The sequence below is a fragment of the Ornithinimicrobium sp. genome (genome assembly GCF_051004135.1).
In the GTDB taxonomy this organism is placed as follows: Bacteria; Actinomycetota; Actinomycetes; order Actinomycetales; family Dermatophilaceae; genus Ornithinicoccus.
This window is the reverse complement of the sequence record NZ_JBPCKQ010000098.1, coordinates 1-11180: the sequence shown is the minus strand read 5'-3', so window position 1 is coordinate 11180 and position 11180 is coordinate 1. Positions and strand designations below refer to the sequence as shown.

11 protein-coding genes and 1 pseudogene are annotated in these 11180 nt (G+C 70.7%); 10 read left to right on the top strand and 2 right to left on the bottom strand.

The window, feature by feature from the left end:
* Positions 1 to 1262: serine/threonine-protein kinase (locus ACR2FV_RS05700; RefSeq protein WP_434014731.1), on the bottom strand; the 1262-nt coding region annotated here is incomplete at its 3' end.
* Between the two features lie 214 nt (positions 1263 to 1476).
* On the opposite strand from ACR2FV_RS05700, the gene ACR2FV_RS05695 reads away from it, so the two are divergent.
* The 10 genes from ACR2FV_RS05695 (at position 1477) to ACR2FV_RS05650 (ending at position 10601) form a co-directional block, all read left to right on the top strand.
* Positions 1477 to 2109, top strand: coding sequence for a nucleotidyltransferase family protein (locus ACR2FV_RS05695; protein WP_434014730.1), 633 nt, complete (start codon positions 1477 to 1479; stop codon positions 2107 to 2109).
* Positions 2110 to 2151: 42 nt separating this feature from the next.
* Positions 2152 to 3054 (top strand): AAA family ATPase, encoded by a 903-nt coding sequence (locus ACR2FV_RS05690; RefSeq protein WP_434014729.1) that lies wholly within the window; start codon positions 2152 to 2154, stop codon positions 3052 to 3054.
* The gene (locus ACR2FV_RS05685; protein ID WP_434014728.1) at positions 3051 to 4154 is read left to right on the top strand and encodes a vWA domain-containing protein; all 1104 of its coding nucleotides are present in this window, start codon (positions 3051 to 3053) and stop codon (positions 4152 to 4154) included. The genes ACR2FV_RS05690 and ACR2FV_RS05685 overlap by 4 nt, the downstream gene beginning before the upstream one ends.
* Entirely contained in the window at positions 4147 to 5298 is a 1152-nt protein-coding gene (locus ACR2FV_RS05680; protein ID WP_434014727.1) for an XdhC family protein, read from the top strand. Before ACR2FV_RS05685 ends, ACR2FV_RS05680 begins: the two co-directional genes overlap by 8 nt.
* 127 nt (positions 5299 to 5425) lie before the next feature.
* Entirely contained in the window at positions 5426 to 5587 is a 162-nt protein-coding gene (locus ACR2FV_RS05675; protein ID WP_434014726.1) for a hypothetical protein, read from the top strand.
* Positions 5584 to 5922, top strand: coding sequence for a type II toxin-antitoxin system PemK/MazF family toxin (locus tag ACR2FV_RS05670; protein WP_434014725.1), 339 nt, complete (start codon positions 5584 to 5586; stop codon positions 5920 to 5922). The genes ACR2FV_RS05675 and ACR2FV_RS05670 overlap by 4 nt, the downstream gene beginning before the upstream one ends.
* 106 nt (positions 5923 to 6028) lie before the next feature.
* Entirely contained in the window at positions 6029 to 6502 is a 474-nt protein-coding gene (locus ACR2FV_RS05665) for a (2Fe-2S)-binding protein (RefSeq protein WP_434014724.1), read from the top strand.
* Positions 6499 to 9018, top strand: coding sequence for a xanthine dehydrogenase family protein molybdopterin-binding subunit (locus ACR2FV_RS05660; protein WP_434014723.1), 2520 nt, complete (start codon positions 6499 to 6501; stop codon positions 9016 to 9018). Before ACR2FV_RS05665 ends, ACR2FV_RS05660 begins: the two co-directional genes overlap by 4 nt.
* Positions 9015 to 9872: an FAD binding domain-containing protein gene (locus ACR2FV_RS05655; RefSeq protein ID WP_434014722.1), complete on the top strand. Its 858-nt coding sequence runs from the start codon at positions 9015 to 9017 to the stop codon at positions 9870 to 9872. Before ACR2FV_RS05660 ends, ACR2FV_RS05655 begins: the two co-directional genes overlap by 4 nt.
* A gap of 3 nt (positions 9873 to 9875) precedes the next feature.
* The gene (locus ACR2FV_RS05650) at positions 9876 to 10601 is read left to right on the top strand and encodes an SRPBCC family protein (protein ID WP_434014721.1); all 726 of its coding nucleotides are present in this window, start codon (positions 9876 to 9878) and stop codon (positions 10599 to 10601) included.
* A 119-nt stretch (positions 10602 to 10720) separates the two neighbouring features.
* Here ACR2FV_RS05650 and ACR2FV_RS05645 read toward each other — a convergent pair.
* Positions 10721 to 11180 (bottom strand): annotated as a pseudogene (locus tag ACR2FV_RS05645) (transposase); the annotation flags it as partial.

Here is an 11180-nt window from a genome sequence, read left to right as displayed (position 1 = left end):
GGGGCGGCCACGGCGTCGCTCGTCGCGGGCGGTGAGGTCGCGTCTCCGGTCGGTGACGAGAGTTCGGCAGGGGTCGACGCAGCAGTGTCGTCACTGGCCGCTTCGGACGAGGTGGGGAGGGCGACGCGATCTCCGGCTGTCTCCGGGGGCTCCGACTGGCCGGTCAAGGTGGTAAAGACAAACACGGCAACGGCGAGGGCGGCGATGCTCAGCAGAGCGACCAGGACAGGGCGGCGAGGGGGTCCCTGGTCAACGTGTGTGGCGCCTGCAGAAGGGCTTTCGGCTGCCGCTTGCGAGGACGCTGCTGTCGCGGCGGCCCTGGCGACGGGCGCCGTCGATGCCCCCTCGGTGGGTGGGAACCATGAGGACAACGCTGCCGATGGCGGCTGCGACGAGGTGGCGCGGGACCCTGCCTCCGGTTGGGGCTGCTCGGGCGGCGCCGGATGGGCCCTCAGGTGAGCCAACGACGTGGCGACCTCATCCATCGTCGGACGGTCCGCCCCCTGCTCCGACAGCATCTGGAGCAGGAGGGGCGTCAGTGCCCCGGCCTGCCCGGGTGGCTCCACCCGAGCAGCCGCCACCTTGTGCAGCAGGGCAATGGGGTTGGGGTCCGAGCCGAAGGGCGGGGCCCCCTCGAGCGCGGCATACAGCGTCGATCCCAAAGAGAAGACATCGGAGGCGAAGATGGCACTGCCCCCACGGGCCACCTCCGGCGACAGATAGGCAGGCGTGCCGTGGAGGAAGCCGGTGTCGGTCAGGGTGGCGTCCCCCATCGCGTGCGAGATCCCGAAGTCACTGAGATGGGCGGTGCCGTCGTCGGTGATGAGGACGTTGCCCGGCTTCACGTCGCGATGGACGATGCGCAGGCGGTGCGCGGCGGCCAGCGCAGAGGCGGTCTGGGCCCCGATCCGGATGACGTCGTGCAGCGGCAGCGTCTTGCGCTTGCGCAGTACCGCGGACAGCGGTGTTGCGAGCAGGTACGGCATCACCAGGCACGGCTGGCCCTCGTGCTCGACCGCATCGAGGACCGGCACGGCATGGGGGTGTTCCAGCTGCGCAGTGATGTGCGCCTCACGAATCGCCCTGTTCTTGGCGATCTCTGCCTCGCGATCAGTGATTCCCGGGTGCGTCCGCAGCTGCTTGACCGCCACCGGCCGGTCGAGGCGCTCGTCCCTTCCTCGCCAGACGACCCCCATGCCGCCGTGAGCGATAACCTCGATCAGGCGGTATCGTCCGCCCACGAGTGCCTGGGGCACGCTCACCGAATACTCATCACGGGCGACCCAGCCTAAGGCTAGCCGGCGGTCGGCGCACGGCGACCGACGATGTGCGGCCCTTCAAACTTTGACTGGGTCGTGGCTGAAGATCACTGAAGCGCAAGTATGCCTCAGCCCAGCAAGTCGCAATAACCCGATAGCGAACTCGTCAGCGCGGCCGGTGTGGCACAACCGGCTTCGTCGCCCGAGACTGACTGTCATGAGTATGCCGTCCGCTCGCCGAGGTGCGCGTGTCACCGGGTTGCTGCTCGCCGCCGGCCAGGGCCGCCGCATGGGCACCCCCAAGGCTCTGGTCGAGGTCGAGGGTCAACCTCTCATTCAGGTGGCGGTGACCCGGATGCTGGCCGGAGGATGCGCCGACGTGCTCGTGGTGCTCGGTGCCGAAGCCGAGCATGTGGTGCGACGAGTCAGTCCGCAGGCCGAGCGGTGGGCCGACCGAGTCGACAGCACGGTCTGCGCCACCTGGGCGCAGGGCATGGGCGAGTCGCTGCGCACCGGCCTGGCAGCCCTGGCCGCTCGGGGCCGGCAGTGCCCGAACGTCGTGCTGGTGCATCTGGTCGACCTGCCCGACGTCACCGACGAGGTGATCAACCGCGTCCTTGAGGAGGCGCACGGACACAGCACCCTGGCGCGTGCGGCATACCAGGGGAGTCCCGGCCACCCGGTGCTGCTGGGCCAGTCGCACTGGCAGGCCGTGATGGACTCGGCCACCGGTGACCGGGGGGCGCGCGCCTACCTGCGCCGAGCCGACCCCACCCTCGTCGAGTGCGGTGACCTGGCGACCGGCCGCGACGTCGACACCCCCGACGACCTCGCGCCGCACCAGCCCTGACCTCCACTTCCCAAGCCGCGTCCCGTCAGCGATGCTCTGCACATGCGCCCCGCCGACGTGCTGATGAGTCCGCAGAGCGTCGCCCAGGCGCTGGGCAGCACCGGCTACTTCGCCGACGACGGCCTGGCCACGCTGACCTACCTCGCCGACCGGCTGCAGCGTCCGATGCTGCTCGAAGGCGAGCCGGGCACCGGCAAGACCGCGCTGGCCGAAGCGCTCGCCGAGGTGCTGGGCCGACCCTTGCTTCGGCTGCAGTGCTACGAGGGGATCGATGCCACCCAGGCTCTCTACGACTGGGACTTCCCGCGGCAGATCCTGCACCTGCGCGCCGTCGAGGCTGTCGCCGCTGCGAGCGGTGACGACAAGCCGGACGCCCGGACGCTGGAGGCACAGCTCTACGACAAACGCTTCCTGCTGGCCCGACCGGTGCTGCGGGCCCTGCAGGAGGCACCCTGCGTGCTGCTCATCGACGAGATCGACCGGGCCGACGACGAGTTCGAGGCGTTCCTGCTGGAGGTGCTGTCCACCTGGGCGGTCAGCATCCCCGAGGTCGGCACGATCCGCGCGCAGCAACCGCCGCTGGTCGTGCTCACCTCCAACCGCACCCGCGAGCTGCACGACGCGCTCAAACGCCGCTGCCTCTACCACTGGATCGAGCACCCCGGTATGCAGCGCGAGCTGGCCATCGTGCGCACCCGGATGCCGGACGTGGGCGAGAAGCTGGCCGCGCAGGTGGTCACCCTGGTGCAGCAGCTGCGGGCCGAGGGCGAGCTGGTCAAGGCCCCTGGGGTCGCCGAGACCCTGGACTGGGCGCAGGCCGTGCACGCGCTGGGGTGCAGCCGGCTGGACCCCGAGGTCGCCGCGGCCACCGTGGGCGCCGCCGTGAAGTACCGCGAGGACACCGAGCGGGTCCGCGCTGCGCTGGACCGGATGCTGAGCCGATGACATGGACCATCGAGGCGAGCCTGCTCGGCTTCGCCGGTGCCCTGCGGGCCGCGGGCCTGCCGGTCACCGCCGACCGGGAGCGGACCTTCCTGCGCGGGGTCGCCGTCGTCGGCCTGGGCGAGCGCAGCAGCGTCTACTGGACCGGTCGAACCACCCTGACCAGCTCGCCGGCCGATCTCGAGCCCTATGACCGGGTCTTCGCCCAGTGGTTCGGCGGCACCACGATGAAAGCGGTGACCGGTGCGGACTCGCCCAGGGCCACCACCGTGCAGGCGGCCCTGACCGACCCCGGCGACGGCCAGGACGAAAAGCAGACCGAGGCGTCGGTGCGCGCACAGGCCTCCGAGCGGGAGGTGCTGCGGCACCGCGACATCGCCGGCCTGGGGGCGGGGGAGCGGGCCCTGCTGCGTCACCAGTTCGCCACCCTGCGCCCGCGCCCGCCGCAGCGACGGGCGCGACGGCATACCTGGGCCCGCCGAGGAGCGGTCGACGGGCCGGCAACGCTGCGTGCCCAGCTGCGCCGTCTGGGCGAGCCCGGTCCGGTGCAGCACCGCCGCCACCGGGTTCGGCCCCGGCGCGTGGTGCTGCTGGTCGACGTCAGCGGCTCGATGAGCGCCCACGCCGATGCGCTGCTGCGGCTCGCTCACACCGTGGTGCAGGCGGCCCCACGGCACACCGAGGTGTTCACGATCGGCACCCGGCTGACCCACGTCACCCGCTCGCTGCGCGAGCGCGACCCCGATCGGGCGCTGCTGGCGGCTGGGGCGCAGGTCGCCGACTGGTCCGGGGGCACCCGACTCGGCGAGGGGCTGGCTGTGTTCCTCGATCGGTGGGGACGGCGTGGCATGGCCCGGCAGGCGGTCGTCGTCGTGTTCAGCGACGGGTGGGAGCGCTCCGGCCCCGAGATGCTGGGGGAGCAGATGCGCCGGCTGCGCTCGGTGGCGCACCGGGTGGTGTGGGTCAACCCACACCGGGGACGGCCCGGCTACGTGCCGGTGCAGCAGGGGATCGTCGCGGCCCTGCCGCACGTGGATGACTTCGTGGCCGGGCACTCCCTGGGCGCGTTCGCCGACGTGCTGGAGGTGATCGGCCGTGCGTGAGGTGCTGGGCGAGCTGCATACCTGGTGGGAGGCCGGCGAGTCCGTCGCGATGGCCACGGTGGTCGCGACCTGGCGCTCGGCACCCCGGCCTGCGGGAGCCTCGCTGCTGGTCGGGCCGGACGACCAGGTGGTCGGCTCGGTTTCCGGCGGGTGCGTCGAGGGAGCGGTCTACGAGCTCGGTCAGCAGGTGCTCACCGACGGGGTGCCGGTGCTGCAACGCTACGGGGTCAGCGACGACGACGCGTATGCCGTGGGGCTGACCTGCGGGGGTGTGCTCGACGTGTTCGTGGAGCGGGTCGACCGGACCGACTTTCCGCAGCTGGGCGAGGTCGCTGCCGACATAGCGGCCGGACGGCCGGTGGCCCTGGCCACCGTGATCGCGCATCCCGACCCGGCGTGGGTGGGGCGCCGACTCGTGGTGCGGCCCGAGGGCGAGGGGATGAGCGGGTCGCTGGGCTCAGGGCGCGCCGACGACGCGGTCGCCGACGACGCCCGGGGGTTGCTCGCCGCCGGGCGCACGGCGACGTTGGAGTACGGCCCCGACGGCGAGCGCCGCGGGGAGGGGATGCGCGTCTTCGTCGCCGGGCACGCCCCCAAGCCGCGGATGCTGGTCTTCGGCGCCATCGACTTCGCCGCGGCCGTCGCCTCGGTCGGCGCCTTCCTGGGCTACCACGTCACAGTCTGCGATGCCCGGCCCGTCTTCGCGACACCGGCCCGGTTCCCGGCCGCCGAAGAGGTGATCGTGGACTGGCCGCACCGCTACCTGCGGGCCGAGCTCGACGCCGGTCGGATCGACCCGCGAAGCGTGCTCTGTGTGCTGACCCACGACCCCAAGTTCGATGTGCCGGTCCTGGAGCTGGCGCTGTGCGGACCGGAGGTCGCCTACATCGGTGCGATGGGCTCGCGCCGCACCCACGAGGACCGGATGGCCCGGCTGCGTGAGGCGGGGCTGGGGGAGCAGCAGCTCGCCCGGCTCTCCAGCCCGACCGGGCTGGACCTCGGAGCTCGCACCCCCGAGGAGACCGCGGTCAGCATCGCCGCCGAGATCATCGCCGCGCGCTGGGGCGGCGCCGGCGAGCGGCTCAGCCGGACGCAAGGCCCCATCCACCACCACGACGGCGGCACTACTGACGACCGCGAGTGACGCGGCACCGAGGCGGGCACTTTCGCCAATGTAGACTTTGCGTATGACGGAAGGATCTACAACGATTCGAGTTCGACTGGATCAGCGGGAGTGCCTGCGCCGACTTGCGGAACAGCGCTCGGCGTCCATGACACAGACCCTCGACGCCGCCCTGGAGTCCCTGCGGCGGGAGGAGTTCTATGCCGGCATGGCACGCGCTGAGTCGGATCTGCGCGCTGACCCTGATGGTTGGCGGGACTACGTGGCCGAGCGAGACGAGTGGCTTGAGCCGGATCTGACCGACCGGTGAGGTCCGGCGACATCGTCGAGGTCGACTTCGGGGTCCCCCTGGGCTCGGCGGCCGGGTTTCGTCGGCCGGCGGTCGTGGTGACGGCGGACGCGTTCCTGCGCTATCGACCTACCACCGTGTTCGTTGTCCCGCTGACGTCGACCCCGCGGCGCTTCCCGAGCCATGTCGGCATCGAGCCCGATGGGGACAATCGTCTGCAGGCCCCGAGCTATGCGCTCGTCGAGCAGCTCCGCGCGGTGTCGGTCCAGCGATGCCGCGAGGTATCCGGCCACGTCGGGAATGCGGTGAGTCACCAGATCCTGGACGTGCTCGGCATGATCACCGGCATGCCCTAGCTGGCTCACCAGCACAGACCTCGACGTCTGCTCTTGCCAGGCGGGACGTCTCAGGACAAGATCGCAAAGACAGCGTTGTCCGTCCCTGCTGATCCATGGAGGATCCATGACCCGCATCACCGTCACCGTCGACGGGGTCTCCTGCTCCGACGACGTCGAACCCCGCACCCTCCTGGTGCACTACCTGCGCGAGACACTCGGCAAGACCGGCACTGTCATCGGGTGCGACACCAGCAACTGCGGGGCGTGCACCGTGCACCTCGACGGACGCAGTGTGAAGTCCTGCAACATGCTCGCCGTGCAGGCCGACGGTCACGAGGTGACCACCATCGAGGGGGTCGCCACCGGCGGGGAGCTCTCAGCGGTGCAGCAGGCCTTCCACGACTGCCACGCCCTGCAGTGCGGCTTCTGCACCCCCGGCATGATCATGCAGGCCACCGACCTGCTCGCCGAGAACCCCGACCCCAGCGAGCACGAGATCCGCCAGGGCATGGAGGGCAACCTGTGCCGGTGTACCGGCTACCAGAACATCGTCAAGGCCGTCCGCCAGGCCGCGCACGCCGGAGGTGAGCAGTCATGACCATGACCGAGTCCGAAACGACCACGAGCCCGCAGACGCCATCTCCAGAGATCGGCCGGGCCCGGCTGCGCAAGGAGGACCAGCGGCTGATCACCGGCCGCACCCGCTTCACCGACAACATCCAGCTGACCGGCATGCTGCACCTGAGCATGGTGCGCAGCCCCTTCGCGCACGCCCGGATCACCTCGGTGGACGCGGCCGAGGCGAAGCAGGCGCCGGGGGTGGTGGCGGTGCTGACCGGCGCCGACGTGGCCGACAGTCAGGGGGCCCTCCCGTGCGCCTGGCCGATCACGGAGGACCAGTTGGCAGCTGACCACCCGGCCATCGCCGTCGACCGGGTCGCCTTCGCCGGCGAGGTCGTCGCGGTGGTCATCGCCCGCTCGCCCGCACAGGCCAGGGACGCCGCCGAGCTGGTCGACGTCGACTATGACGAGCTGCCGGCAGTGCTGGACCTGAGGAAAGCCGCAGCCGACGAGACGCTGGCGCACCCCGACCTCGGGACCAACCGCAGCGCGACCTGGGTGTTCGACTCCAAGGAGGCCGGCACCGGCACCGACGTCGAGGACACCATCCGCGACGCGGAGGTGCTGATCGAGCGGGAGTACCGCCAGCAGCGGCTGATCCCGTCCTTCATGGAGCCACGCTCCACGGTGGTCGACCCCACCACCGAGCAGGTCACCATGTGGTCCTCCACTCAGGTGCCACACATCCTGCGCCTCATGCTCGCGATGACCCTCGGCGTCTCGGAGTCCAAGGTGCGAGTCATCGCCCCCGACGTGGGCGGCGGCTTCGGCGGCAAGCTCCAGGTCACCCCGGAGGAGGTCATCACCTTCCTGGCAGCACGGCATACCGGCAAGCCGTGCAAGTGGACCGAGACCCGCAGCGAGTCCCTGCTGGCCGGCCACCACGGTCGCGACCAGTGGCAGAAGCTCACCCTGTCGGCCAGCAAGGACGGCACGGTGCAGGGCCTCAAGGTCGAGCTGTTGGCCGACATGGGCGCCTATCTCGGCCTGGTCACCCCGGGCGTGCCGATCCTCGGCGCCTTCATGTACAACTCGATCTACAAGTTCCCCGCCTACCACTTCAGCTGCACCAACGTCTTCACCAACAAGACGTGGACTGACGCCTACCGCGGGGCCGGCCGCCCCGAGGCGACGTTCGCCATCGAGCGACTGATGGATGACCTGGCCGACGAGCTCGACATGGACCCCCTGGAGCTGCGTCGCAAGAACTGGATCACCCACGAGGAGTTCCCGTTCGACACCGTCGCCGGGCTGCAGTACGACTCCGGCAACTACGAGGCGGCCACCGAGCGTGCCGTCGAGCTCTTCGACTACGAATCGTTGCGCAGCGAACAGGCGCAGCGGCGCGCAAACAACGACCCCGTGCAGCTGGGCATCGGGGTCTCCACGTTCACCGAGATGTGCGGGCTCGCGCCCTCCCGGGTGCTCGGGGCGCTCAGCTACGCCGCCGGCGGGTGGGAGCACGCCGACGTGCGGGTCCTGCCCACGGGCAAGGTCGAGGTCGTGACCGGCGTCTCCCCGCACGGGCAGGGCCACGTGACGTCGTGGAGCCAGATCGTGGCGGACCGGCTGGGCGTGGACTTCGACGACGTGGAGGTGCTGCACGGCGACACCCAGAGCAGTCACAAGGGCATGGACACCTACGGCTCACGCTCCCTGGTCGTCGGCGGACAGGCCGTGGTCAACGCCGCCGACAAGGTCATCGAGAAGGCCCGGCCGCTGGCCGCGCACATGCTGGAGGCCAGTGTCGACGACCTGGAGTTCGAGCGAGGCAAGTTCACCGTGAAGGGCACCGACCAGGGCATCGCCCTCGGTGACCTGGCCTTCGCGGTGTTCCACGCCCACGACCTGCCCGACGGGATGGAGCCCAGCCTGGACGCCGACGCGACGTTCGACCCGGTCAACTTCTCCTTCCCGCACGGCACCCACCTTTGCGCCATGGAGATCGACACCGAGACCGGGGCCTCGCGGATGCGCTCCTACGTCTGCGTCGACGACATCGGCAACGTCATCAACCCCCTCATTGTCGAAGGCCAGGTGCACGGCGGCCTGGTGCAGGGCATCTCCCAGGCGCTGTGGGAGGAGGCGGTGTATGACGACAACGGCACCCTGGTCTCCGGGTCCTTCGTCGACTACACCCTGCCGACGAGTGCCGACACGATCGACTTCGTCACCGATCGGACCGTGACCCCGGCGCTGAGCAACGACCTCGGGGTCAAGGGCGTCGGCGAGGCGGGCACCATCGCCTCGACCCCCGCCGTGGTCAACGCCGTGCTCGATGCGATCCGACACCTGGGGGTGCGCGACATCGTCATGCCGTGCACCCCGGAGCGGGTATGGCGGGCGATCCAGGACGGCGCGTCCGCCGCCGGCCCGGTGGATGGCGCCGATCCGACGACGGCGGATGCGATGCCGCACTTCGAGGCCGCCGCACCCAACCAGGCCCCGCCCGGCGATTCGCATACGGGCGCACCGGACGGAGCAGACCGATGATCCCCGCCGCCTTCGACTACCTGGCCCCGACGACCGTCGCGGAGGCCCTCGCCGCGCTGGCTGAGCACGGCGACGATGCCAAGATCATGGCCGGTGGTCAGTCGCTGATGCCGATCCTGCGGATGCGGCTCAACGCCCCCGAGGTGGTGATCGACCTCGGGCGGGTGCCGGAGCTGACTGGAGTGAGCAAGGACGGCGACTTCATCCGCATCGGCGCGATGACGACCTACTATGACGTGCTGGGCAGCGACCTGGTGCGCGAGCATGCCGAGCTGTTGGTCAAGGCGGTCACCGAGGTGGCCGACCCGCAGATCCGGCACCGCGGCACACTCGGCGGCGCCCTCGTGCACGCCGACCCGGCCGGTGACGTCGGGGCCCCGATCCTGGCGCTGGACGCCGAGCTGGTGATCACCGGCGCCGACGGGCAGGAGCGCACGGTCGCCGCGAGTGGCTTCTTCGTGGACCTGTTCGAGACCGCCGTGGGCGAGGACGAGCTGCTCACCGCCGTCCGCATCCCCACGCACACCGGCTGGGGCAGCGACTACCAGAAGTTCGTGCGCGTCTCCCACCAGTGGTCCATCGTCGGAGTCGCCGCCGTCGTGCGGACCGAGGGCGGCACCATCGCCGAGGCCAAGGTGGCACTGACAAACATGGGCTCCACGCCGCTGCGCGCCACCTCCGTCGAGGAGTCGCTGGTGGGTCGCGAGGCCACCGCCGAGGCGCTGCGCGAGGTCTGCGCGGCAGTCGGCGAGGGCACCGACCCGCCCTCGGACCTGAATGGTGATGCGGACTACCGGCGGCACCTGGCCGGTGTGCTGACCCGGCGGGCCGTGCTCGCGGCCGCGGGCGGCTGAGGTATGCAGCTCGCCCACTCCTTCACCGTCCCCGCCTCCGCTGAGCGCACCTGGGCCCTGCTCACCGACCTGCACCAGGTCGGCGGCTGCTTCCCCGGTGCCACGGTCACCAAGGCCGACGAGCAGGAGTTCTCCGGCACCGTCAAGGTCAAGCTCGGGCCGATCGCCATGCTCTATTCGGGGTCCGGTCGGTTCGTGCTGCGCGACGACGTCGACCACCACGCCGTCATCGAGGCGCAGGGCAAGGACAAGCGCGGCAACGGTACGGCCGGGGCCACCGTCACCCTGCACCTGCAGAACGAGGGCGAGCTGACCCGGGTCGAGGTCGGCACCGACCTGTCGGTCACCGGCAAGCCGGCGCAGTTCGGCCGCGGGGTCATGCAGGATGTGTCGGACAAGCTGCTCGGCAGGTTCGTCGACTGCATCGAGGAGCACCTGGGCGCCAAGGAGGATGCGACGGCCCAGCCGGTCACGGTGCCCGATCTGCCCACCGAGGACGACGCGATCGGGATGCAGGCCGACGAGGCTGCCGCTGCGGCGTCAGCTGCCGCCGCTGTGCGCCCCGTGCCGACCCGGTCCGGGCCGCCGCCCGCCAACGACGACGACGCGATCAACCTGGGCGGCGCAGTGGCGCCGGTCCTGCTGCGGCGCTACGGACCGGTGGCGTCGGCTGCCGTGGCCGGCGTGGTGCTGGGCTACCTCCTGGGACGGAGGAACAGCACCGACTGATCTGCCCGGTGCCGCACCGCATACCCGCTCGGCCGGCTCGTGCAGGTGACCGATCCAGCCGGTCCGCCCACGCTGGGAGGGACCACCGCACCCGCGGGGGCGACGGCATACGCGGCTCTTCACAGTTGAGGGTGTAGTTGTGGCCTGAATCCGCCGGCTTCGAGCAGCGATCTGGCGATGTAGTTGGTGAGGTTGGTGAAGCCGAGGGCCGAGCCGCGCAGGTGCTCGAGCCGGCCGTTGATCGCTTCGGTGGGTCCGTTCGATGCGTGCAGGTGGTCGAAGTAGGCCACGACGTCGGCGGCTCTTCGGGTCAGGGTCCGACCGAGCTTGCGCAGCTCGCTCAGACCGTCCGGCACGCCTTCGGACAGGGCCTGGATCACCGACTGCATCTGCTCGCGTGCACGCGTCCGGTCGGGTTGACGGTAGGCAGCGATCATCCGTTGGTAGATGCCTCAGGTCGCCTCGACCGCGGCGTGCTCCTGGACCGCGAACAGGCTCTCGAGCCGGTGCTGCTGCTTGTCGGTGAGCAGGTCGGCACCGGTGTGCAGGGTCCGCCGCGCGGCGTAGAGGGGATCATCC